At 67.1% G+C, this 22,247-nt stretch carries 22 protein-coding genes and 3 tRNA genes; 5 read left to right on the forward strand and 20 right to left on the reverse strand.

Features of this window, described 5'->3' with window-relative positions:
* Positions 1-2: 2 nt before the first annotated feature.
* The 12 genes from ABUA37_RS09190 to ftsH form a co-directional block, all read right to left on the reverse strand.
* The gene (locus ABUA37_RS09190) at positions 3-179 is read right to left on the reverse strand and encodes a hypothetical protein (RefSeq protein ID WP_349898845.1); all 177 of its coding nucleotides are present in this window, start codon (positions 177-179) and stop codon (positions 3-5) included.
* Positions 180-348: 169 nt separating this feature from the next.
* Entirely contained in the window at positions 349-1,794 is a 1,446-nt protein-coding gene (gene lysS / locus ABUA37_RS09195) for a lysine--tRNA ligase (RefSeq protein WP_349899312.1), read from the reverse strand.
* A 166-nt stretch (positions 1,795-1,960) separates the two neighbouring features.
* Complete coding sequence (panC, locus tag ABUA37_RS09200) at positions 1,961-2,821, reverse strand: pantoate--beta-alanine ligase (protein WP_349898846.1); 861 nt, start codon at positions 2,819-2,821, stop codon at positions 1,961-1,963.
* Positions 2,822-2,871: 50 nt separating this feature from the next.
* Complete coding sequence (locus tag ABUA37_RS09205; protein WP_349898847.1) at positions 2,872-3,585, reverse strand: Rossmann-like and DUF2520 domain-containing protein; 714 nt, start codon at positions 3,583-3,585, stop codon at positions 2,872-2,874.
* The gene (locus ABUA37_RS09210; RefSeq protein WP_349898848.1) at positions 3,582-5,129 is read right to left on the reverse strand and encodes a PH domain-containing protein; all 1,548 of its coding nucleotides are present in this window, start codon (positions 5,127-5,129) and stop codon (positions 3,582-3,584) included. Before ABUA37_RS09210 ends, ABUA37_RS09205 begins: the two co-directional genes overlap by 4 nt.
* Positions 5,126-5,608: a PH domain-containing protein gene (locus tag ABUA37_RS09215; protein WP_349898849.1), complete on the reverse strand. Its 483-nt coding sequence runs from the start codon at positions 5,606-5,608 to the stop codon at positions 5,126-5,128. Before ABUA37_RS09215 ends, ABUA37_RS09210 begins: the two co-directional genes overlap by 4 nt.
* Positions 5,609-5,627: 19 nt before the next feature.
* Positions 5,628-6,110: a DUF3180 domain-containing protein gene (locus tag ABUA37_RS09220; protein WP_349898850.1), complete on the reverse strand. Its 483-nt coding sequence runs from the start codon at positions 6,108-6,110 to the stop codon at positions 5,628-5,630.
* The gene (gene folK / locus ABUA37_RS09225; RefSeq protein WP_349898851.1) at positions 6,110-6,637 is read right to left on the reverse strand and encodes a 2-amino-4-hydroxy-6-hydroxymethyldihydropteridine diphosphokinase; all 528 of its coding nucleotides are present in this window, start codon (positions 6,635-6,637) and stop codon (positions 6,110-6,112) included. The genes ABUA37_RS09220 and folK overlap by 1 nt, the downstream gene beginning before the upstream one ends.
* Positions 6,634-6,999: a dihydroneopterin aldolase gene (gene folB, locus ABUA37_RS09230; protein ID WP_349898852.1), complete on the reverse strand. Its 366-nt coding sequence runs from the start codon at positions 6,997-6,999 to the stop codon at positions 6,634-6,636. The genes folK and folB overlap by 4 nt, the downstream gene beginning before the upstream one ends.
* Positions 6,996-7,895: a dihydropteroate synthase gene (gene folP, locus ABUA37_RS09235; RefSeq protein WP_349898853.1), complete on the reverse strand. Its 900-nt coding sequence runs from the start codon at positions 7,893-7,895 to the stop codon at positions 6,996-6,998. Before folP ends, folB begins: the two co-directional genes overlap by 4 nt.
* Positions 7,892-8,542 carry a GTP cyclohydrolase I FolE gene (gene folE / locus ABUA37_RS09240; RefSeq protein ID WP_349898854.1) on the reverse strand — a complete coding sequence of 217 codons (651 nt, stop codon included), beginning with the start codon at positions 8,540-8,542 and terminating at the stop codon, positions 7,892-7,894. Before folE ends, folP begins: the two co-directional genes overlap by 4 nt.
* Positions 8,543-8,558: 16 nt before the next feature.
* Positions 8,559-10,556, reverse strand: a complete 1,998-nt coding sequence (gene ftsH / locus ABUA37_RS09245; RefSeq protein WP_349898855.1) for an ATP-dependent zinc metalloprotease FtsH — start codon at positions 10,554-10,556, stop codon at positions 8,559-8,561.
* 305 nt (positions 10,557-10,861) lie between these two features.
* Here ftsH and ABUA37_RS09250 point away from each other — a divergent pair, with 305 nt between their 5' ends.
* Positions 10,862-11,149, forward strand: a complete 288-nt coding sequence (locus tag ABUA37_RS09250; RefSeq protein WP_349899313.1) for a GIY-YIG nuclease family protein — start codon at positions 10,862-10,864, stop codon at positions 11,147-11,149.
* Positions 11,150-11,309: 160 nt separating this feature from the next.
* Here the strand turns inward: ABUA37_RS09250 and hpt are convergent, their stop codons facing one another.
* Positions 11,310-11,861 carry a hypoxanthine phosphoribosyltransferase gene (gene hpt / locus ABUA37_RS09255; protein ID WP_349898856.1) on the reverse strand — a complete coding sequence of 184 codons (552 nt, stop codon included), beginning with the start codon at positions 11,859-11,861 and terminating at the stop codon, positions 11,310-11,312.
* Positions 11,862-11,865: 4 nt separating this feature from the next.
* On the reverse strand, positions 11,866-12,945 hold the full coding sequence (gene tilS / locus ABUA37_RS09260) for a tRNA lysidine(34) synthetase TilS (protein ID WP_349898857.1): 1,080 nt from the start codon (positions 12,943-12,945) through the stop codon (positions 11,866-11,868).
* A 43-nt stretch (positions 12,946-12,988) separates the two neighbouring features.
* Between tilS and ABUA37_RS09265 the strand changes: the two genes are divergently transcribed.
* Complete coding sequence (locus ABUA37_RS09265) at positions 12,989-13,480, forward strand: inorganic diphosphatase (RefSeq protein WP_349898858.1); 492 nt, start codon at positions 12,989-12,991, stop codon at positions 13,478-13,480.
* A 110-nt stretch (positions 13,481-13,590) separates the two neighbouring features.
* Here ABUA37_RS09265 and ABUA37_RS09270 read toward each other — a convergent pair whose 3' ends face one another.
* Both ABUA37_RS09270 and ABUA37_RS09275 read right to left on the reverse strand, forming a co-directional pair.
* Positions 13,591-14,916, reverse strand: coding sequence for a peptidoglycan DD-metalloendopeptidase family protein (locus ABUA37_RS09270; protein ID WP_349898859.1), 1,326 nt, complete (start codon positions 14,914-14,916; stop codon positions 13,591-13,593).
* A 131-nt stretch (positions 14,917-15,047) separates the two neighbouring features.
* Positions 15,048-16,367 carry a peptidoglycan DD-metalloendopeptidase family protein gene (locus ABUA37_RS09275; RefSeq protein ID WP_349898860.1) on the reverse strand — a complete coding sequence of 440 codons (1,320 nt, stop codon included), beginning with the start codon at positions 16,365-16,367 and terminating at the stop codon, positions 15,048-15,050.
* Positions 16,368-16,560: 193 nt separating this feature from the next.
* Here ABUA37_RS09275 and ABUA37_RS09280 point away from each other — a divergent pair.
* The 3 genes from ABUA37_RS09280 (at position 16,561) to ABUA37_RS09290 (ending at position 16,852) form a co-directional block, all read left to right on the forward strand.
* Positions 16,561-16,633 (forward strand) — tRNA-Glu (locus tag ABUA37_RS09280).
* Positions 16,634-16,654: 21 nt separating this feature from the next.
* Positions 16,655-16,728 (forward strand) — tRNA-Asp (locus ABUA37_RS09285).
* Positions 16,729-16,779: 51 nt separating this feature from the next.
* Positions 16,780-16,852 (forward strand) — tRNA-Phe (locus ABUA37_RS09290).
* A gap of 154 nt (positions 16,853-17,006) precedes the next feature.
* Here the strand turns inward: ABUA37_RS09290 and ABUA37_RS09295 are convergent.
* From ABUA37_RS09295 to ABUA37_RS09310, 4 genes are all read right to left on the reverse strand, one after another.
* Positions 17,007-18,722: a phospholipase C gene (locus tag ABUA37_RS09295; RefSeq protein ID WP_349898861.1), complete on the reverse strand. Its 1,716-nt coding sequence runs from the start codon at positions 18,720-18,722 to the stop codon at positions 17,007-17,009.
* 159 nt (positions 18,723-18,881) lie between these two features.
* A complete protein-coding gene (locus ABUA37_RS09300; protein WP_349898862.1) occupies positions 18,882-20,114 on the reverse strand; it encodes an ABC transporter permease in 1,233 nt (410 codons plus the stop codon).
* Positions 20,111-20,788: an ABC transporter ATP-binding protein gene (locus ABUA37_RS09305; RefSeq protein WP_349898863.1), complete on the reverse strand. Its 678-nt coding sequence runs from the start codon at positions 20,786-20,788 to the stop codon at positions 20,111-20,113. Before ABUA37_RS09305 ends, ABUA37_RS09300 begins: the two co-directional genes overlap by 4 nt.
* Positions 20,785-22,245, reverse strand: a complete 1,461-nt coding sequence (locus ABUA37_RS09310) for an efflux RND transporter periplasmic adaptor subunit (protein WP_349898864.1) — start codon at positions 22,243-22,245, stop codon at positions 20,785-20,787. The genes ABUA37_RS09305 and ABUA37_RS09310 overlap by 4 nt, the downstream gene beginning before the upstream one ends.
* Positions 22,246-22,247 lie beyond the last annotated feature (2 nt).

A 22,247-nucleotide genomic window follows, 5' to 3' on the forward strand; every position in this document is an offset into this window, starting at 1 on the left:
GGTTACTTCTCCGGAGCGGGCTGGCCGAGCCGCGCGCGTTCCTCGGCCTCGATCGCGGCATAGACCTTGCGTTCGGTGCGGTCGGCGTGGATCACGGCGCGCATGATGAACCAGAAGATCAGACCGACGAGGATGGTCGGCAACAGCACGAAGAACCAGCTGTCCCAGAATGTGTCCACGCACCAAGGATACGGGTTGAGGCTGGATGGTCGCTGCCGCGGCTACTTCGTGATGATCCCCACGATTCCACTGCCGATGAGGTACAGCGCGAAGCCGCCGACGAGCACCCAGAGAATCAACCGGTTGGTCGTGATCTTGCGCGGATCTTTCTGATCGCTCACGGCATCCTCACTTCACCAGCGGGAACAGGATGGTCTCGCGGATGCCGAGCCCGGTCAGCGCCATGAGCAGCCGGTCGATGCCCATGCCCATGCCGCCCGACGGCGGCATGCCGTGTTCAAGTGCGCGCAGGAACTCCTCGTCGAGCCGCATGGCCTCGAGATCGCCGGCAGCGCCGAGCTTGGCCTGCTCGATGAAGCGCTCGCGCTGGATGACGGGGTCGACGAGCTCGGAGTATCCGGTGGCGAGCTCGAAGCCGCGCACGTAGAGGTCCCACTTCTCGACGATGCCGGGGTTCGAGCGGTGATCGCGCACGAGCGGAGAGGTGTCGACCGGGAAGTCCATCACGAAGGTGGGCCGCTCGAGGTCGCCCTTCACGAAGTGCTCCCACAGTTCCTCGACGTACTTGCCGTGGGTGGCCTGCTTCACCTCGATGCCGAGCGAGTCCGCAAAGGCGGCCAGCTCATCCACGGGAGTCTCGGTGGTGATCGACCGGCCCGATGCTGCGCTGAGCGACTCGTACATGCTCACGCGGTCCCATTCGCCGCCGAAGTCGTACTCGCTGCCATCGGCCCAGGTCACGACCGTGCTGCCGCCGATCGCGATCGCGGCGTTCTGGATCATCTCCTGCGTCAGGTCGGCCATCTGGTTGTAGTCGCCGTAGGCCTGGTACGCCTCGAGCATCGCGAACTCGGGCGAGTGCGTGGAGTCTGCGCCCTCGTTGCGGAAGTTGCGGTTGATTTCGAAGACCCGCTCGATGCCGCCGACCACGGCGCGCTTGAGGAACAGCTCCGGGGCGATGCGCAGGAACAGTTCGGTGTCGAAGGCGTTGCTGTGGGTGATGAACGGCCGGGCGGATGCCCCGCCATGCATGGTCTGCAGCATCGGCGTTTCGACTTCCACATACCCGTGCGCGGCGAAGGTGCTGCGGAGGGACGCGACGGACGCCGCCCGGCTGCGCACCATCTGGCGGGCACCCTCGCGGGCGATGAGGTCGAGGTAGCGGGCGCGAACGCGGGTCTCCTCGCTGAGTTCGGTGTGCAGGTTGGGCAGCGGGCGAAGCGCCTTGGTGGCGATCTGCCAGTCCTTCACCATGACCGAGAGCTCGCCGCGGCGGCTCGCAACGACCTCGCCCGAGACGAAGAGATGGTCGCCGAGGTCGACGAGGTCCTTCCACGATTCGAGCGACTCCTCGCCGACGACCGCGAGGGAGACCATGGCCTGGATGCGGGATCCGTCTCCGGACTGCAGCGAGGCGAAGCACAGCTTGCCCGTGTTGCGCAGGTGCACGATGCGACCCGCCAGGCCCACGATCTCGCCGGTCGCGGCATCCGGCTCTAGCTCGCCGAAGCGCGCACGGGTCTCGGTGATCGTCGTCGTGATCGGCAGCGACACGGGGTAGGCGCCGGCCCCGGACTCGATGAGGCGATCGCGCTTGCCGAGTCGCACCTGCATCTGCTGCGAGGCCTCGGCCTCGAACGCCGCTTCGGCCTCCAGGGCCTCCGCGTCCTCGCGGGCGATGTCGAGAGCCGTGGCCTCGCTCTCGGCCTCGTGTGCCGGTGGTGTGGTCATCTGTTCGCGCTCTCGGTTCGAGGGGTCTGCATGAGGAAAGAGCTGGGCGTCAGCCAAGCTGGATGATCGCGTTGTCGATCAGCCTGGTCGTTCCGACGGTCGCGGCGACCAGCACGACGGCCCGACCGCGATAACCAGCATCGACAGCGAGCAGCGTCTGCGGATCAACGACGACCAGGTAGTCCAGTTTAACGAGTGATTGCGAGGCGGGCGGCTGCGCGGCGAGCGACGACCTCGCGGCCTCGAGCACAGCATCCGCCCCACCGACAGCGGATGCAGCCCCGGCAGCCAGCGCGGCCGAGAGCCCCAGCGCTGCCGCGCGCTCGCTCGCGGAGAGGTACCGATTGCGGCTGGACAGCGCCAGGCCGTCGCTCTCGCGCACGATCGGCACCACCTCGACCGCGACCCGAAGGTTGAGGTCTGCCACCATGCGCTTGACCAGGAAGACCTGCTGCGCATCCTTCTGGCCGAAGACGACGACGTCGGGGGCCGCGATGTTGAGCAGCTTGTTCACGACCGTGAGCACGCCATCGAAGTGTCCGGCCCGCGCCGCGCCCTCATAGAGGCCGCCGACCTCGCCAGCGACGACGCGCGTCTGGGTGGGGCCGTCCGGGTAGATCTCGTCGACCGAGGGCGCAAAGACGTGATCGACGCCGGCGAGTTTGGCGACATCGGCGTCGAGGTCGCGAGGGTAGCGATCGAGATCCTCGCTCGGGCCGAACTGCAGCGGGTTGACGAAGATCGAGACGACCACGACATCCGCCACCTCGCGGGCACGCGCGACGAGCGCAAGATGCCCGGCGTGCAGCGCACCCATGGTCGGAACGAGTGCGATGCTCTGCCCCGCGGCCCTGGCATCCGCGAGCCGTGCGCGCAACTCGGCGATGGTCTCGGCTACGGCAACTGGCACACCCCGATGTTACCGGGCCGCCGCGCCTGCCGATTGTTCGCCGAGGAGAGTCAGAGCAGCGAGACGTCGGGCGGTCCGGCGGTTCGACGCAGCGCGTTCTCGACCGAGGAGCGCACGAGCGGACCGAGCACCCGGCCCGGCGCATCCACCCCGATCGAGGCGAGGATGCCGGTGGCCTGATCCACGATCGCGGTCGAGAAGCTCACGGCGGTCGAGATCGCCTCGGCGAACGCGGCCCGGTTCGACTCCTCCACCACGATCGGCTCGCCACCCATCTCCACGACGAGGGCCTGGCCGATCGGCAGCACGGGAGCGGGAGCCGTGACGGCGAAGAAACTGTCGACCATGCGGCTGAGGTCCATGGTCGTGCCGGTGAACGACATGATCGGATGCACGGCGAGCGGAATCACGCCCTGCGCCATGGCGGGCGCGAGCACCGCGGTGCCGAACTCCGCCGCGGTGTGCAGCACGAGTTGCCCGGGCTGCCAGGCGCCGGTCGCGGCGAGTCCCTCGATGAGCTGCACCAGTTCTCCCGCGGGCACCGCGAGCACGACGAGTTCGCTGCGTTCGATCAGTTGCGGCACCTCGAGGATGGGAGCGCCGGGCAGCATGGCCTCCGCGCGTTCCCTGCTGGCCTCCGAGATCGCCGAGATGCCGACGATGGCGTGGCCCGCCCCTGCGAGCGCCGCCCCGATGACCGGGCCGACGAGTCCCGCGCCGACGATGCCGACACCGAGCCGGCCCGAGCGTTCCTGCGTGCTCATACCGCCATCCCGTCGGGCGTCAGTCCCTGTCCCTCGCCCGAGCGCCACCGATGCGAGGTGTCGCGCTGGGCCGAGGCGACCGCCTCTTGCGCGACCTGACCGAAGAAGGCGAGGGCGGCATCCCGATCGATGGCGCCCAGTTCGGCGCGGATCGGGCCGGCCACCGTGTGCAGCTGAATGGCGGCGAGGCCGAGCATCCTGAGCAGCGGCCCTTGGCTGAGCGCAACGCTCTGCAACCGCGGCTGCGGCACGATCACGAGTTGCCTCCAGATGGCGCCGCGGCGAAGCAGCAGCCAGTCGGGTGCGGTGGCGAAACCATTGCGGCGCCAGGAGAACGGGCGCAACCACGCGGCGCGGCGAGGCGAATTGGTGAAGCCGTCATCCGCACCGACGTGCGGGAAGTTCGGAAGCGTGAACCCGGGCAGCACGAGCGCAACCACCCTCGCGGCATCGTCGAAGCTGCCCACCGGCAGGATGGTCGTGTTCGCACGTCCGTCCGCGCCCTTGTTCGAGGAGTGGCTGGCGACATTCACTCGAACCTCCCACCAGCCCGCGGGCCGCCACAGCAGCGACTGGCGAACCTGCACCGAGTGGATGCGCCCAGGGGGCAGCGTCTCGTTGCTCGTGGAGAAGAGACCGTAGCCGACGCGCACCCCGTCGGGTGTGCCTGCGATCGTGTAGCGCAGCGCCTTTGTGAAGCGGCGCGCGTAGAAGCTGAAGAAACCGAACAGGCTCGGCAGCGCGAAGATGAGCGCGTAGAACTTGCCGGTGGCGCCGATCCAGATGCCACCGGCAATGAGGGCGAGCACCAGGATGACCGTGCTCTCGCTGAACACCATCGAGCCCACGAGGCGCCCGAGGTGGATCTTCACCACAGACTCCGGTGGGGCGAGATCCGGGTCGAGTTCCGGGGCGAGCAGTTCGGCCACTCGGCGATCGAGGAGTCCCTGCGGAGTGGCGGCCGCCGCGCGCTGCTCGGCCAGCCGTGTGCCGGAGGCGAGGCGCAGGATCTCGCGGCGGAGGTCATCCGCTGCACTCGAACCGAGGTAGGAGAGCTGCAGGTTGCCGTTCTGTCCGGCCTGGTTGACCTCGAGTTTCGCCGCGCCGAACAGCCTCGCGAAGAACGGTCGAACGATGTTGATGCCCTGGATGCGGTCGAGCCTGGCCTTGCGATTCGTGCGGAACAGGATGCCCGATCGAACCTCCACGACCTCGTTGGTGATGCGGAACGTGTGCATGCGCCAGGAGAGGTAGAAGGCCGCGATGCAGACGATCAGCAGCACGAAGATCACGATGAGCGCCTGCAACACCAGTCCGTGTTCGAGCACGTAGTCGACGGGATCGCCGCCCTCGTCGAAGCGAGGGATGAAGAGCGAGACGAGTCGTTCGCGCAGGTTCGCGATCACGACGCCCAGGATCGCGATGAGCGCGATGCCACCCCTCAGCAGCGGGGATGCCGGATGCAGTCGATGCCACTCGCCGTCGGTGAGTGCCGCGGCCACCGGCGGCACGACCACGGCCTCCTGCGGAGGTACCTCGGTCACAGCCCGGCCCGGCGGCTCTCCGCCAGTGCGACGAGCTGGTCGCGAAGCTCGTCCGCATCCGCCGCGGTCAGCCCGGGAAGCGTCACTCCGGCCGCCGCCGCAGCGGTGACGAACTTGAGCTCGCTCAGGCCGAGCACGCGCGCCACCGGCCCGCGGTTGATGTCGATGAGCTGCATGCGCCCGTAGGGCACAGCGACGAAGCGCTGCCACATGATTCCGCGGCGGAACAGCAGGTCGTCGTCGCGCAACTGGTAGCCGATCGAGCGCACGCGTCGCGGCGTGATCGCGAGCTTCACGATCGTGCCGATCGCGAACACGCCCACGATGACGAGAGGTACCCACGCCTGCAGGATCCACATGCCGACGGCGATCGCGATGGCGACGAGGGTGACAATGGCACCGCCGGCGAGCTCCACCCAGACGAGCTTGGGCGATACGCGGCGCCAGCTGACGTCGGCCAGTTCCAGTCGATTGCTCACGGTGATCCTTGCGTTCGGGTCAGGGCCTGACGCGGATGGGCTTCCGGTCATCGTCGTCGTCCGGGCCTGCCGGGGGGATGACGCACATGTGTTCGGCGATCAGGCCCGCGGCGAGCAGGATGCCGGACGCAATAAGCGTAGCCACCGCGAGCCCGATCGACCCGGCGCTCGGCATCGCCGAGCGCGTCAACACGTAGAGCGTCATGCCCAGGCCGAGACCGGTGAGTAACGAGCCACTCAGCGCGCAGGCCTTGGCGAGCATCACGACCCTGGTCGCGTAGTACGGATCGACCGGCGCCCTGGACTTGCCGTGGGCAAACCGCCACACGGGAACCGCGAGCAGGATCACGATGACGGCGATTGCGACGAGCGCCACCGGCAGCCCAGCCTCCGGGATGATGATCGCCCGGCCGCCCGAGGCGAGCAGCGTCTCGATGAACGCTCCGCTCACGGTGCCGAGGATTCCGAGCAGCACGAGGGTGCTCACACGGGTGCGCTTCATCACTCGGCTCCCAGCGGCGCGGACTCGTACGGCCAGACCGTGTGCGCGATGGGGGCCAGCAGCTCGGTGATGCGGCCGTGCCCGGGGATCTCGGCCTCGGCATCCAGCTGCGCCCAGGGCGCGAGCACGAAGGCTCGCTGCCACGCCCGCGGATGCGGCAGCACGAGCCGTTCACTTGCCTGCTGCAGCCAGGTTCCGTCGGCCTCGATCACCGCAACCAGGTCGAGATCGAGGGTGCGGTCACCCCAGCGCTCCAGCCGAACCCGACCGTGCTCGAGCTCGATGCGCTGCAGCTCGTCGAGCAGCCCTTCCGGAGTGAGAGTGGTCTCGGCGAGCACGACACCGTTCAGGTAACTGGGTGCGGTCTCGTCGACGCCGGCGAGCTTGACCGCGTGCGACTCCACCAGCCCGGACACGGCGGTGACGGTCACGCCGTCGATCGCCGAGACATCGAGCACCGCTGCCTTCAGGGTGGCCTCGCGATCACCCTGGTTGCTGCCGAAGGCGATGACGACGCGCGAGCTCACGGGCGGCTCCTGGTGATCGTGACCGAGACATCCGCGAACGGTACGGTGATCGGCGCGCTCGGCTTGTGCAGGGTCACCGTGACCTGCTTGGCCGGTTTGTGCGCGAGGACGACGTCGGCGATGCGCTGCGCCACGGTCTCGATCAGGTCGACCGGATCGCGCTCCACCGCGGCGACGATCTCCTCGGCGAGCACGCCGTAGTGAATGGTCTGCTCGAGGTCATCGGACTCGGCCGCCGCCGCGAAGTCGAGCGTCACCGTCACGTCGATGAAGAAGTCCTGGCCGTTCTCGCGCTCCTCGGCGAAGACGCCGTGATGCCCGGATGCCCGCAGGCCGGTCAAAGTCAACAGATCGTCGGTCATAGCCCGGCTCCATTCCCGTGCATCGCGCTCCACACGTCGAGCGCGGCCCGCGTGCCCGCCACGTCGTGCACGCGTACTCCCCAGACTCCGGCCTCGGCCGCGAGCGCGCTGATCACCGCGGTCGGGCGGTCGCGATCCTTGACCGGCGCGCCCTCGGGCAGCAGGTCGCCGAGGAATCGCTTGCGCGAGACGCCCAGCAGCAGCGGATAGCCGAGGATGCCGAGCTCGCGCAGGTGCCCGAGCATGAGCCAGTTCTGCTCGGCGTTCTTCGCGAAGCCGATACCAGGGTCGAGGATGATGCGGTTGGGGTCGACGCCCGCCACGATCAGCTCGGCGACGCGCTGCTTCAGCTCGGTGCGCACATCGCGCACGACGTTGTTGTAGACCGCGTTCGACTGCATCGTGTCGCTGGGTCCGCGCCAGTGCATCGCGACAAAGTGCAGGCCGGTCTCGGCCGCGACTCTCGCCATCGCGGGGTCGGCGAGTCCGCCGGAGACGTCGTTGATCAGCCGGGCACCGGCCTCGGCGGCGGCGAGCGCGGTTGAGGCGTTCATGGTGTCGACGCTAACGACGATGTCGCGCCGCACCAGTTCTTCGATGACGGGGATGACGCGACGCCGTTCCTCATCGAGCGGAATGCGCTGGGCCCCCGGCCTCGTGGACTCCCCGCCGACGTCGATGAGACGGGCGCCGGCCTCGGTGAGTTCGACCGCTCGCGCGACCGCCACATCCAGCCGGTTGTATTCGCCGCCGTCGCTGAAGGAGTCCGGGGTCATGTTGATCACGCCCATGATCACCGGCGCGGTCGCGCTCGCGGGCGCGCGGCGGCGCAGCACGGCGGGGGTGCGCGAGCGACCCGGGGTCAACTGCGGCTGGTTCGATCCCTCGACGCTCATGATTGGACCTCGCTGCGCGCCGAGCCGATGAGCGCCATGACCTCACTTCGCTCGGTCGCCTCTGAGAGGGTTCCGCGCGTGGCCATGGTGACGGTGGAACTGTTCAACTGACGTACGCCCCGCGACCAGACGCAGGCGTGAGCGGCGTCGAGCACGACGAGCAGACCGAGCGGGTCGAGGCCCTCCTGCAGGGCATCCGCAATTTCTTCGGTCAGTCGCTCCTGCAGTTGCGGGCGCGCGGCGAGTGTCTCGACGACCCGGGGGAGCTTGCCGAGGCCCACGATGCGCGTGCGGGGAACGTAGGCGATGTGCGCCACCCCCGTGAACGGCAGAAGGTGGTGCTCGCACACGGAGCGGAAGTCGATGTCTCGCAGCAGAACGAGTTCGCCGAGTTCGTCGGATCCCTCCGGGAACTCGGCGCTGCCGGTGAGGTGGCTCAGCGGATCAACCGCGAGTCCCTCGAAGAACTCGCTGTACGCCTGGGCGATGCGCTCCGGAGTGTTGACGAGGCCGGGGCGAGTGGGGTCTTCGCCGATCGCGGCAAGGATCTCCGTAACGGCAGCCTCGATGCGCCCGCGGTCGATGCCCTGCCACGGGGCATGACGCGTCCCGCCGTCGTTGGCTGGCGCGGATTCCTTGCGGGACACGGATCCCCTTCGGTGCTTAGGCGGTCGCGATATCGGGACGCTTTCGCGGCCTCGGTGCGCGCGTCTTCTTCTGCGGGGTCGACTGCACGTCGCCGTCGACCAGGTCGCCGTCGATCGGGGCCTTTGCAGGCATGGCCACTGGGGGCTTGTTCGAGATCGGACGCTTGTCGCTCGACAGCCATTGGGGGCGCTCCGGCAGCTTCTTCACGTCCTTGAAGATCTCTTCGAGCTGGATGTGGTCGAGCGTCTCCTTCTCGAGCAGCGCGGTCGCGAGCGTGTCGAGGATCGCGCGGTTCTCGTTGAGCACCTTCCACGCCTCGTCGTGCGCGTTCTCGATGAGCGCGCGCACCTCGTCATCCACCTGCTCCGAGACGCGCTCCGAGTAGTCGCGCTGGTTGCCCATGTCGCGGCCGAGGAACATCTCGCCGGAGCCCGAGCTGAGCTTCACGGAGCCGATGCTCGCGCTCATCCCGAACTCGGTCACCATCTTGCGCGCGGTGGCGGTGGCCTTCTCGATGTCATTGGATGCCCCGGTCGTCGGGTCGTGGAACACCACTTCCTCGGCGACTCGGCCTCCCATCGCGTAGGCGAGCTGGTCGAGCAGTTCGTTGCGCGTGACGGAATAGCGATCCTCGAGCGGCAGCACCATCGTGTAGCCGAGGGCACGGCCGCGCGGCAGGATCGTGATCTTGGTCACGGGGTCGGTGTTGCGCATCGCCGTAGCGACGAGGGCGTGACCGCCCTCGTGGTACGCGGTGATGAGCTTCTCCTGGTCGCGCATGACCCTCGTGCGGCGCTGCGGCCCGGCCATGACGCGGTCGATGGCCTCGTCGAGGGCACGGTTGTCGATCAGCTGGGCGTTCGAGCGGGCGGTGAGCAGCGCGGCCTCGTTGAGCACGTTGGCCAGGTCTGCACCGGTGAAGCCGGGCGTCTTGCGGGCGACGACCTCGAGGTCGACACCGGCGGCGAGCGGCTTGCCCTTGCCGTGCACCTCGAGGATCTGCTTGCGGCCGAGCAGGTCGGGCGCGTCAACGCCGATCTGGCGGTCGAAGCGACCGGGGCGTAACAGTGCGGGGTCGAGGATGTCTGGGCGGTTCGTCGCGGCAATCAGGATGACGTTCGTCTTCACGTCGAAGCCGTCCATCTCGACCAGGAGCTGGTTGAGGGTCTGCTCGCGCTCATCGTGACCGCCGCCCATGCCGGAGCCGCGGTGGCGCCCGACGGCGTCGATCTCGTCGACGAAGATGATGGCAGGCGAGTTCTCCTTGGCCTGAGCGAACAGGTCGCGCACCCGGCTCGCGCCGACGCCGACGAACATCTCGACGAAGTCTGATCCGGAGATCGAGTAGAAGGGAACGTTGGCCTCACCCGCAACAGCGCGAGCGAGCAGGGTCTTACCGGTTCCGGGAGGGCCGTACAGCAGCACGCCCTTCGGGATCCGCGCGCCGACGGCCTGGAACTTCGCCGGCTCCTTGAGGAAGTCCTTGATCTCTTCGAGCTCCTCGATCGCCTCGTCGGCTCCCGCGACATCCGCAAAGGTCACCTTCGGGGTCTCCTTGGAGACGAGCTTGGCCTTCGACTTGCCGAACTGCATGACCTTGCTGCCGCCGCCCTGCATGCTGGAGAGCAGGAACCAGAAGATCAGGCCGATGCCGATGAACGGCAGGATGAGCCACAGGGTCGACGAGAACCAGTTGCCCTTGTCGACCTCGTCGTTGAACTTCGCGCTCGAGGTGTTGACCGCGTCGACGACCTCGGGCCCACGCGCCGCGGCGTAGTAGAACTGCACCTGCTTGCCCTGGGTGCCAGCGGCCTTCAGGGTGAGGTCGATGCGTTGCTCGTTGTCCACGATCTTGGCGGATGCGACCTTGTCGCTCGAGAGCAGCTTCAGTCCATCCTGCGTGGAGATCTGCTTGAAACCGGAACTGCTCAGCAGGCTGAAGCCCACCGACGCGACGACAACGGCCAGCAGGATGTACACCAGCGGGCCCTTGAGAAAGCGCTTGAAATCCATAGTGTTCCGGGAGTCGAGCCCGGCACCTTTCTGACGGTGAATGTGGTTGCAAGGGTATCGCGCCAGGGCTGGGCGGCCACTGCATGTTTGCTGGCGGCGTAATGCGCCCTCGGTCGGCCGCAGGGCGAGCCCATTCCGCAGGTCGACCCCTCCCGCAGGTCGAGCTTGTCCCGCAGGTCGAACCCGTCCCGCAGGTCGAGCTTGTCGAGACCTCACCAACGAACAACCGCCGGCAGTTATCCACAGTTGCGCAGCTGCACCGGCCGCGCCGTTCTGAAAGCCGCCATTCTGTCGCCATGCCACACATGTACATCCTCAAATGCGGCGATGGTTCGCTCTATGTGGGCAGCGCAGGCGACCTGGAGTCGCGCATCGCGCAACACCAAGCCGGATTCGGATGCACGTACACGGCCAAACGCCAGCCCGTGGCACTGGTTTTCGCGCAGCACTTCGATCGAATCGATGAGGCGTACCTCCGCGAAAAGCAGGTACAGGGCTGGGGTCGCGCGAAACGACTCGCGCTCATCGAGGGACGACTGGGGGACCTTCCGGCATTGAGCCGGTCTCGCTCCGAAGGCGCTTCAGAGGGTTGAGCGGGCGGACTGCTCGGGAAGTAGTAACTCGTCGGTGAGGTCTCGACAAGCTCGACCTGCGGAACGGGCTCGACCTGCGGAACGGGCTCGGCCTGCGGAACGGGCTCGACCTGCGGGAAGACGTTCGACCTGCGAAGCGCGTAACTGCCGCGGCGGCGGGCTACTGGTAGACGTGCGGCGCGAGCACCCCGATGCCGCGCAGGTTGCGGTACTTCTCGGCGTAGTCGAGTCCGTAGCCGACCACGAATGCGGAGGGCATCTCGAAGCCGACGTACTTGACGTCGACGGCGACCTTGGCGGCATCCGGCTTGCGAAGCAAAGCGCAGATCTCGACGGATGCCGCACCCCTGCTCTCGAGGTTGGTGCGCAGCCACGAGAGCGTGAGCCCGGAGTCGATGATGTCTTCGACGATGAGCACGTTGCGGTCGTGCAGGTCGGAATCGAGGTCCTTGAGGATGCGTACGACGCCGGACGACTGCGTGCCGGAGCCGTAGGAGGAGACCGCCATCCAGTCCATCTCGAGAGGGATGGTGAGCTCGCGGGCGAGGTCGGCCATCACCATCACGGCACCGCGAAGCACCCCGACCAGCAGGATCTCGCGACCGGCGTAGTCCTCCTCGATGCGCCTGGCGAGCTCGGCGATCTTCGCGTGGATCTCCTCCTCGGTGAGGAGCGTGCTGCTGAGGTCGTCCGCGATGTCGCTGAATTCCATGGGTCTAGGGCTCCCGGTGAGGTGAGGTGGTTGCGGAGAACACCAGCAGGTGCCCCTCGCGTTTAACAGTAATGCCCGGGAGGTCGAGCGCCCCCTGGCCGTGCCAATCGGTCACGAGCCGCGCGACCTCGAGCGTCTGTGTTCGGCTGAGACTCACCCCGAACTCCGCGGCGACGGCGAGACGGATGATGCGCTGGCGCAGCGCGGGTGGGTTCGCCTCGAGCGCCTTCACCGCGAGCGCGATGCCGGCCTCGGCGTGCTCGGCAAGCTCCTCGATGATCTCCTCGGCGAAGTGGTCGAGCGCGTCGCTGTCCTCGCGCAGCTGGGTCGCCGTGCGCGCGAGAGCCTCCGCGACGCCAGGCCCGAGCTCCGCTTCGAGCACGGGCAGGATCGAGTTGCGCACCCGCACCCGCCGAAACCGCTCCTCGTCGTTCTGCGGGTCGTCCCACGGTTCGAGGCCCGAGTCAGCGCAGAACTGCCGGGTCACCGAACGACGGATGCCGAGCAGCGGCCTCAGATACAGCCCGGCACTCGAGTCCATGCCCTTGAGACTCGCAGCCCCGCTTCCCCGTGCGAGCCCCAACAGCACCGTCTCGGCCTGGTCGTCGAGCGTGTGCCCGAGCAGCACCCGCGTGGCGCCCGTCTCCGCCGCGGCCTCGGCGAGCGCCGCGTAGCGCGCGTCCCGCGCCGCCGCCTCCGGGCCGCCGGCCCTCCCCACCTCGACCCGCTTGACGATGACGGGGTCGAGCCCCAGCGAACGTGCCTGGTCTGCAGCCCTGGCTGCGACATCCGCCGACCCCTCTTGCAACCCGTGGTCGACAATGACGGCTCCAGCCCGGCACCCGGCCCGTGGTGCCTCGAACGCCGTGGCACCGGCGAGTGCGAGCGAGTCAGCTCCGCCGCTGAGCGCCACCAGCACGAGCGGCGCGCCGGAATCGGGGCCAATTCGTCCCGAATGGGCCGACGCGTTGCCCCATTCGGGACGAATACACCCATTTCCCGAAACCTGCTCGGCAGATGCCGCACCACGCACGGCACGTCGCACCTCGGCGATCGCGGGCGTCAGTCTGGGCCGAGTCGTCATCCAGTAACGTTATTCCAGCAACCACAGAACAAGGAGCACGCACATGGCCGCCTACGACGCCGTCATCGAAATCCCCAAGGGAAGTCGCAACAAGTACGAGGTGGACCACGAGACCGGCCGCGTCTACCTCGACCGCGAACTCTTCACCGGGTTCGTCTACCCGACCGACTACGGCTTCTTCGAGAACACCCTCGGCCTCGACGGCGACCCGGTCGACGTGCTCGTGCTGCTCAACTACCCGCTCTTCCCCGGCGTCGGCGTCTCCGTGCGCCCGGTCGGAGTCTTCAACATGACGGATGACGGCGGTTCAGACGCGAAGGTCATCGCCGTGCAGGCGAAGGACCCGCGCTGGGCCCACATTCAGGATGTCGATGACATCCCCGAATACACCCGCAAGGAGATCGAGCACTTCTTCGAGCACTACAAGGACCTCGAGCCCGGCAAGTGGGTCAAGACCGAGGGCTGGGGCAACGCGGCAGAGGCCGAGGCCATCGTGCAGGCGGGCTTCGAGAAGCTCAAGGCCGAGGGTCACTGACCTCCTCCCGAGTCACGCTTCCCGCGGCGCGCATCTCGGTGCGCCAGTAAGCGCTTCCGCGCGCCCGATGCTTCTGGCGCGGGGAGCCGCGTAGCGGAGCGGCGAGCCGACTAGCCGAGTCGGATGCCGCGGGCTGCCATGAACGGCACGGGGTTCGTCGCGATGCCGCCCTCGCGCGTCTCGAAGTGGAGGTGGCACCCGGTGGAGTTGCCGGTGCTGCCGATCCTGGCTATCTGTTGCCCGGCGCCCACCGATTGCCCCCGGTGCACGAGCGTGCCGCCGCTGACGATGTGGCCGTAGGCGGTAGTGATTCCGCCGCCGTGATCGACCCGGATGTAGTTGCCGTAGCCGCCGTACACCCCCACGTAGACGACCGTTCCCGCGTGCGCGGAGTAGATCGGAGCGTTGCAGCCGCCGGCGATGTCCGTGCCCTCGTGAAATGACGAGCATCCGCTACAGGGTGCGACGCGTGAGCCGAAGCCGCTCGAAATCGGGCCGCGGGCGGGGAGCGCCCAACCGGAGCTCACGACATTGCCCGCGGGAGTCGTCGTTGGCGGATGCGCCGCGGCAGCGGCAGCCGCGGCCGCGGCAGCCGCAGCGGCGGCAGCAGCGGCCGCCGCGACCCCGGCGTTGTAGCTCGCCTCGGTGATCTGCACGTTGCCGATAAGGCTCGCGCGCTGGGCCTCGAGCCTCGGCCTGTTCGCTTCCTGCGCCTGCAGCGCGGCGGCAGCCTTGTCGGATGCGGCATTCGCCTCATCGAGCGCGGTCTGTGCGTCGGCGGCAAGCACCTTGAGCGCATCCTGCGCCACGGTGGCCTGATTACCCATAGCGCGGGCGGTGTTCTCGTCGAGCGCGGCCTTCTCGTAGATCGAGGCCGACTTGTCGTTCACGACGCTCGCGAGGCCGAGCTGCGCGAGGAGGTCCTTCGCGTCGTCTCCGCTGAAGAACAGGCTGGTGCTGACGTCTCCGCCGCCGACCCTGGCGAGCTGCGCCGCGAGCTGGCCCGCGTACTGCTTGGACTTGTCCGCCTTCTCTTTGGCGGCATCCGCCTGCTTTTTCAGCTCGTTTGCTTTGTAGCCGGCTTCATCGAGTTTCTGCTGGGCCGCCTGGAACTCTGCGCCCTTTTTATTGGCGAGGTCCTGCGCGGCAGCGACCTCGCTCGTGAGCGAACCGATCAGGGAATCGAGTCGGGCGATCTCCGCCTGCTTGGCTGCCACGCTGTGGCGCGCGGCCTGCACATCGCTCCAGCTCGGGTATCCCGCGGCGGATGCGCTGGTCGGCTGGCCCACGATCGCCCCCGCGATCAGTACCACGATCACAGCCACGCTCACATACAGCCGGCGCAGCGCCGCCCTGTCGAAGCGCAGGTCCGTACCCGCGATGAGTGCCTTGTCCATGTTCCCCCGAAACGCCACGGTGCCCGGTCCAAGTAACACCGGTAACACTGTTAACATCTGCCACAGTAGCCGTCGCATCGCGAATTGGCCAGAGCGCGGCGATAATTCCTCTGGCTAACTGTCGTCAGGAGGCGGGCGCGCGTTAGATGGCGACGTAGGTGTCGCCGGCGTCAGTTGGCGAGTTCGATGCCCTGCGAGCGCATGTACGAGACGGGATCGCGCGCCACGTTGTTGAAGCGCACCTCGAAGTGCAGGTGGCATCCGGTGGACCTGCCCGTGCTGCCCACTCGCGCGATCTGCTGGCCGACTCCGACCTGTTGTCCGTTGTGCACCATCGTCCCGCCGTTGACGATGTGGCCGTACGCCGTGGAGATGCCGCTGCCGTCTGAGTTGGAGATCTGCACGAAGTTGCCGTAGCCGCCGAACGGTCCGGCGTAGATCACGGTGCCGCTGTGCGCGGCGAAGATGGGCGCGTTGCACCCTGGCGCGAGGTCGGCCCCGGCGTGATAGGACGAGCAGCCGGAACAGGGCGACACCCGCGGACCGAAGCCGCTGGTGAGGTGGCCGCCCGAGGGGCGTGCCCAGCCGGTCGCGCTGATCTGGCCCGCGCCAAGACCGGCCAGATCGCCCCACTGGGCCTTGATCCCGGCGACGTATTCCGACTCGGCGTGCACGCGGTCCGACTGCAGAGTCGCGAGCTGCGCATCGAGCCTCGCCTTGTTGGCCTGCTGCTCCGCGAGCGCTGCGGCAGCGGCATCCGCAGCGGCCTGCGCCGCCTCCTGCGCCACTCGAGCCTGGTCCGCGAGCACCTGGAGCGCGGCCTTGGCAACATTGGCCTGGTCCGTCATCGACTGGGCTGTGTTCTGATCCTGCACGGCCTTGCTGTAGAGACCCTCTGACTGGTCGGACACCTTGCTCGCGAGCCCGAGCTGGGAGAGGAGGTCATCCGCGTTCTCGCCACTGAACAGGAGGGTGGCGGTGAGGTTTTCGCCGCCGGAGCGAGAGAGTCGGGATGCGACCTGGCCGGCTCGGAGCTTTGATTTGGCCGCCTGCGTGCGGGCGGCTTCCGCCTGCGTGCTCAGTTGCTCCGCTTTGTATGCTGCTTCGTCGAATTTGAGTTGGGCATCCTGGTACGCCTGCCCTTTCTTCTCCGCCTCCGCCTGGGTGGAGGCCACGGCAGCCTCGAGGGCGGCGAGCGAGGCCTGCACCTTGGCCACCTCTACCTTCGCAGCGGCTTCGTTGTTGCGAGCGGCGAGCACGTCATTCCAGCTCGGGTAATCGGCAGCCCACGCGGCGGGAGCCGCGACCACGCCCCCGGTCGCGAACATTCCCAGGATGGCGACGAAGGCGAACAGCCCGCTGAGGCGCCGCTTCCCACGGATGCTGAGAGTTCCCGGCAGGTGCTTCATCGTTCCCCAACCCCGGCTGGAACGCCGGTCGTCCATGGCGCCGCCCGGACCACTGGCAACACCGGCCCGATCGCCCGGCATTGCGAACTTTCAATGACGAGTTGAACGTACCCGCGGATGAGCGGATCACGCGGTTGCGCATCCGGAGTGGTGCTTTTTCCATCCTGTGGGCGCCCGCGCTCCTCGATGCCGTGCCCGCCTGAACGCGCGTTTGGCAAAAGGCAGTGCCACCCTTATGCTTGTTCCTCGGTAGCTATGAAGGATGTTTCTTCATGGCCCCATCGTTTAGTGGCCTAGGACACCGCCCTTTCACGGCGGCAGCACGGGTTCGAATCCCGTTGGGGTCACAAAAACACTTTTTATAGCTAGGCCCTGTAGCGCAGTTGGTTAGCGCGCCGCCCTGTCACGGCGGAGGTCGCCGGTTCAAGTCCGGTCAGGGTCGCAAGGCACGGTCATCTCTCGCCAGACGGCCGTGCCTTCTGCACAAGTGCAGGGCTCTGTAGCTCAGTTGGTAGAGCGTTCGACTGAAAATCGAAAGGTCACCGGATCGACGCCGGTCGGAGCCACTGGCCATCTACGGGCTTCTACCGTGGGTGGCCTTTTCTCGTTAAAAACGAACGCGGACGCCGCACTCTGGCAGTGCACCACGGCGCCGGCACGCGACAAAGCTGAAGGGGTCTGAACCGCGCAGCGCTCGGTTCAGACCCCTTCAGCGACGTGTTAGTCGTCCTGGCCGTGGCCCTCGTGGCCGTGGCCGTTGTTCCCGTGGATGATCGTGGCGACGGCGCCGGTCTGCTCGTTGAGCAGCACCTTGTCCTTGCGCTCGTGGTGGAAGTTGAACATGGCGCTGAACGAGCCCGCTGCGGCATCCGCCGAGGCGTCGCCAATCCGGCCGGTGCCCCAGTTGTCTTCGATGAACCGCAGGATCGAGGTCTGGTCGGTCTGCGTGTGGTCCACAAAATTCTTCTTCGCGAACGGGGAGACGATCAGGAGCGGCTGGCGCGGACCGGGTCCGCAGCGGTCGACGTAGCGTCCCGCCATGGGAACGCCGGCCGCGGCCGCGTTGAGGCACCACGCGGCATCGTCGGCGGAGTTGGACGAGTTCTTCACAGCGGCTGCGACGTGGTCGTACCATCCGTCTGAATCGTCATACGCCAGAACGACGGCAGTGCTGTCCCAGTTCTTTGACTTCTGGATGCGGTTGACCGTCGTCGTGATGAAGTTCTGCTCGTCGATCGGGTCGGAGTAGGCAGCGTGCCCGTCCTGGTACTCCGAGGCCTTCAGAAAGGACACCGCCGGCAGGTTGTTCGTGTCGACAACCTTGGTGAATTCGGTTAGGTCGTACTGGTGGTTGGCCTGCCCGTTGTGTCCGATCTCCGCATCGCTGGCCGGTGCAACGTGGTGCGGGTTGGCCGTGGACGCGTAGTACTGGAATGGCTGGTGGTGCGGTGAGTAGTCCACTACCGTCGCTCCCGCAGCGTTCGTGTGGCTCGCCAGGCAGGCGGCCGGCGTAGAACCGGATGCGGGGGTCGTCGGAGCGAATCCGCCCTGGAACCAGCCCCAGCTGACGCCCTTCGCACTGAGCAGGTCACCGATGTTCTTGCCCGTCATTCCAGCGAGGTTGTTCGCCTTGCTGTGGCTGGAGTTGGAGCAGTCGTCGTAGACCGGGTCGGGGTCGTTGATCATAGTACCGACTCCGTTGGCATCCGGAGCTCGCACCGTGTAGTCGCTGTCGGAGGGCGTCACTGCCTGGCCGGTAGCGGTGAATTCCTTGACTCCGTGGGTCTGGCCCGAAATGAGGTTGATTGCTCCGGGCGTCGACGGCCCGAAGACCGTGCTGAAGTGGTTGTCACTCATCGCATAGTTCTGCGCGTAGTTCCAGAGCCCGGTGACCGTGTTGCCATCGTAGTAATCCATGGTCAGGCCCGGCCGGCCGAATTGGTTCGTGCCGCAGGCGTCACGGCTCGTGAACTCCACGAACTTGTCCATCGCTCCGTTGTTATACGCGTTCTGCTCGGCCGTGTAGTTGTGATCCTGATCACACGTGACCGCCTGCATCGGCGACAGACGCGCGGGCTGGATCGTGTTCGGATTGTTCGGGGCCAGCAGGTTCGCGCTCGCAAGCGTGTTGATGTCCGCGGGAGTATCCTTCGAGGCGGTGAACGGCGCCACCGCGATGCCCGAACCCTGCTGGGTCTCACCCTGCGTGTTCGCTGCCTTCGGATACGTGGCGAAGTAGTGATCGAAGGAGACGTTTTCGCCGAAGATCACCACAACGTGTTTGATCGGAGTTGCGGTGTGCGAGGGGAACGAGTGGGGCGTGGCCGATGCCGTGGACGCGACGCCCAGCAGGGAGCCCACCATGGTCGCGAGCGCCACCGCGGCCGCAGCGGTCAGTATGCGCCTCGGAGCGAATGCTCTTAGTAGATGGGGCATGATTTCATCCAATCACTTGCTGTTCGGATCCGACAGGCCGTCGGCTTCGCGTGAGTACCGCAACTCATGCGAGCGTGACGCTAGGGCTCCCTTCTTAAGCGCGGGTAAACCCGAGACTTCGACTCGGGGTAAACGTGGGATGACCGGGGGTGGCCGAGTTCACCCGCGCAGCGCATCAACGGGTTCGATTCTGGCCGCCCTCCGCGCGGGGAGACCTCCTGCGAGCAACCCGACCACAGCGCCGAGCATCACTCCGCCGAACGCGATGGCGGGGCTCGTGACCACCGCCCAGTGGTGGACGAGCGCGAAGACCTCGATGGAGACGACGCCGATGGCTGCCCCGAGCAGCCCACCGAGCAGCCCGAGAACGGCAGATTCGACGACGAACTGCGCGGCGATCTGCCTCGCCGTCGCGCCGACCGCACGCCGCAGTCCGATCTCGGCGGTTCGCTCAACGACCGAGAGCAGCGTCACGTTCGCTATGCCAAAGCCACCGGCGAGCAAGACGACCACCGAGAGGATGACAAAGACGAGATTGACATCGCCCTGCACGCTCTTCTGCAGACCCGAGACTCCACTCGGCGCAGACACCGCGATCTCGGTGGGGTCGTTGGGGGAGAGAGCGATCGGCGCCTGCCTGGTGAAAATCGGTCCGGTGTTCACGGCCAGCTTCACCATCACCTCGTCCGGCGCAGCGAGATCGAACTCGGTGCGTGCGGTTGTTGAGGGGATGATGATTGCGTCCTGGAGGTCGCCGTCGTACTTCGCGTGGTCGTAGATCCCGAGCACCGAATAGGCCATCCCGCCCAGGAAGACCGAGGGCTGCGACCCCATCGCTCCGACGCCCAGTCGCTTGGCGGCACGCTCGCTGATCACTGCGACCCGAGCCCCACGGCGGTCGTGCCCGCCATCGAACATCCGCCCGGCGACCATGGACGCTCCGGCGGTGTGAATGATTCCGGGCGATGCCGCATACACCCCCGGTTGCTCCAGGATGGGCGCGGAGGGGTCATCGACGGTCACAGCCGAGACAACACTGTCGCCGAGCGAGATCTTGGATAGGAGTGCGGCGTCGTCGACGCCGCTCAGCCGCCCGATCCGGGTTGCGGAATCCCAGTCCAGCTGGGTCACCGGGATGTTCGTACCGTTCGGTCCGGGCACGGTCATGGGACTGACGATCGCCTGACGTCCCGCGAGCGCAGCGAATTGGTGTGCGATCTGAACGGCGGAGGTCTGTGCGAAGCCGAGGGTCGCCACGAGTGCTGCCACACCGAGGATGGTTCCGACCACCGTTGCGATGAGCCGCACCGGACGGGCGTTGATGTCTGCGGTGGCCTCCACCACGGCATCCGAGAACCTGAATCGGTCAACGGACCGAGCCCCGCCTTTCATGCGACCTCACTCAGCCGACCGCGACTGATCCGAACGGACCGCGATGCGCGGTGCGCCACCTCGACGTCGTGGGTGATGATGGCAACCGTCAAGCCCTCGGCGTTCAGCGCTTCGAAGAGCGCCATGATCTCGCCCGCGGTCGACTGGTCGAGGTTGCCGGTCGGCTCGTCCGCCAGAAGGATGCTGGGGCGGCTCGCCAGAGCGCGCGCGATCGCCACTCGCTGACGTTCACCCCCGGAGAGAAAGTTCGGCAGGAACGAGGATCGCTCTGCCAGTCCGACGCGTTCAAGGGCCGCCAGCGCGCGCGGCTCCCGTTCAGCGCGAGGGGTGCCGTTATAGAGCATCGGCATCATGACGTTTTCGAGCACGGTACGGCGGGATAGAAGATGGAACGCCTGGAAGACGAAGCCGATGCGATGCGCACGCTCGGCCGCGCGGGAACGCTCGTCGAGGGTGCTGGTCAAGACGCCTTCGAGGCGGTACTCGCCGACGGAGGGCCTGTCGAGTAATCCGAGGATGTTGAGCATCGTCGACTTGCCCGAGCCGCTGGGCCCCACGATGGAAAGGTAGTCGCCGCGCTCGATGGCGAGGTTGACGCCGCGTAGCGCCTGGACCTCCGGTGGACCCGGAAATGAGCGGGTCACATCTCGAAGCTCAACGAGGAGTTCGCTCATCGGGCGATCACCACGAGATCCTTCTTGCGGAGCTCGCCACTCTTCGGCGTCACCTCAACCTGGCCATCCGCGGCCAGCCCGGTATCAACGACCACCAGGCGGGTCACGGCCTTCGCGCCGTTCCGAGGATCTCCGTCCACCACCTGCACTCGAGTCTCCCCTCCCGGACCAGCGGAGAGCGCGGCCTCCGGCACCGAGAGCACCGCACCCTTCGTCGCGCCCACGGGCACCTCGACCTTCACGTTCTGTCCGGCCAGTTCTGTGACCTGCTGCGCGTCCAGGGGCGCCGGGGTGAGAGTGATGGTCGGGCGATCACCGGCAGTCGCGCCCGGCGTGATGCTCGTCACCGTCGCCGCGTGTTTCCCCCCACTCGGCAGAGCGAAAGTCGCGGCATCCGTTGTCTTGAGGAGCTTGGCGTCTCCGACGTCGGCCGAGCCCGTCAAGGCGACCGTCGTTCCCGACAGCGTCATGGCGCTACCACTGAGCGGTACACCCTGATGGGCACCGACTTTGTCGACGCGCACCGGCAGTTGTGGAACGAACAGCACTTCACTCAGCGGAAGCACCGGAAGGGCATTCTGGCGAGCGAGCGCGAGGTCGGCCCGAGCTTGAGCCAGAGCCCTGGTCGCCGATACCACGGCCAGTCGCTGGGCGCTCGTGTTCGGGGCGACATCAAGCGCCCGACGCTCCATCGTTGCCAGATCCAGGGCATCCTGAAGATTGGCGATGTCATTCGCATCTGTGGGAGTCGCGGACTTGGCGGCGTCGAGCGCGCGCTGTGCGCTCCTGACCGAGTTATCCGCCTGCCTCACCGCTACCGCCGTTGGTCCGGCCGAGGCATCCGACAGGTCGTTCCGGGCCGCGGTCAGGGCATCAGCAGCCGACTGTTCTGCGGCGCGGGCCGCAGACACCGCGTCTGAGATACCGTCAGCTGCCGCGGGCGGGGCGTAGCCGATCTTTGCGTACAGCGTGGGGATCGAACGGGCTGCGGTCTCATCAAAGACCGGGTTTGCCGGGTCGCCGGCTTCGAGGCCGACCGCCCGCATCGCCTGCTTGAATTGCACGACATCCGCACCGGTCATCCCATATTTCAGCGTGCGATAGGCGCCCAACGCTCCTGGCAACACCATCAGTGGGCGTCCCGAGACTTCGAGGGCGACGGACAACGGGGCGAGTTGAGCCCCGACCTGAGGCACGTGGCCGGTGACGATGGGAGTGCCGGTCAGCGCCGACGTGTCCACCGTCACGTCGAGAGAATTCGCGTAGCCGACCTGGCCTCGAAGAGTGACGACGTTCTGAAGGCGGCCATAGCTCACCGGCACCGTGATGAGCCCCGCGTTCGGCGGGGTGCCCGCGGCGTTTGTCGGCAATGCGTAGTGGCCGACGAGAAGCCCGGCGATGAGGAGCACAGCTCCCGCAGCAGCTCCGATCCAGATCGCCCGACCGCGTCGGAACATCG

It is taken from the genome of Parafrigoribacterium soli (assembly GCF_040227235.1).
Classification (GTDB): domain Bacteria; phylum Actinomycetota; class Actinomycetes; order Actinomycetales; family Microbacteriaceae; genus Parafrigoribacterium_A; species Parafrigoribacterium_A soli.

Coding starts and splice junctions, on each gene's coding strand:
- lysS (WP_349899312.1), bottom strand. CDS start 1,794: ATGCAGGTGCGACTCGGCAAGCGCGATCGCCTCATCGAGTCCGGGGCC.
- ABUA37_RS09205 (WP_349898847.1), bottom strand. CDS start 3,585: ATGAGCACGCAGGAACGCTCGGGCCGGCTCGGTGTCGGCATCGTCGGC.
- ABUA37_RS09220 (WP_349898850.1), bottom strand. CDS start 6,110: ATGAAGCGCACCCGTGTGAGCACCCTCGTGCTGCTCGGAATCCTCGGC.
- folB (WP_349898852.1), bottom strand. CDS start 6,999: ATGACCGACGATCTGTTGACTTTGACCGGCCTGCGGGCATCCGGGCAT.
- folP (WP_349898853.1), bottom strand. CDS start 7,895: ATGAGCGTCGAGGGATCGAACCAGCCGCAGTTGACCCCGGGTCGCTCG.
- ftsH (WP_349898855.1), bottom strand. CDS start 10,556: ATGGATTTCAAGCGCTTTCTCAAGGGCCCGCTGGTGTACATCCTGCTG.
- ABUA37_RS09250 (WP_349899313.1), top strand. CDS start 10,862: ATGTACATCCTCAAATGCGGCGATGGTTCGCTCTATGTGGGCAGCGCA.
- hpt (WP_349898856.1), bottom strand. CDS start 11,861: ATGGAATTCAGCGACATCGCGGACGACCTCAGCAGCACGCTCCTCACC.
- tilS (WP_349898857.1), bottom strand. CDS start 12,945: ATGACGACTCGGCCCAGACTGACGCCCGCGATCGCCGAGGTGCGACGT.
- ABUA37_RS09265 (WP_349898858.1), top strand. CDS start 12,989: ATGGCCGCCTACGACGCCGTCATCGAAATCCCCAAGGGAAGTCGCAAC.
- ABUA37_RS09275 (WP_349898860.1), bottom strand. CDS start 16,367: ATGCCGGGCGATCGGGCCGGTGTTGCCAGTGGTCCGGGCGGCGCCATG.
- ABUA37_RS09295 (WP_349898861.1), bottom strand. CDS start 18,722: ATGCCCCATCTACTAAGAGCATTCGCTCCGAGGCGCATACTGACCGCT.
- ABUA37_RS09300 (WP_349898862.1), bottom strand. CDS start 20,114: ATGAAAGGCGGGGCTCGGTCCGTTGACCGATTCAGGTTCTCGGATGCC.
- ABUA37_RS09305 (WP_349898863.1), bottom strand. CDS start 20,788: ATGAGCGAACTCCTCGTTGAGCTTCGAGATGTGACCCGCTCATTTCCG.
- ABUA37_RS09310 (WP_349898864.1), bottom strand. CDS start 22,245: ATGTTCCGACGCGGTCGGGCGATCTGGATCGGAGCTGCTGCGGGAGCT.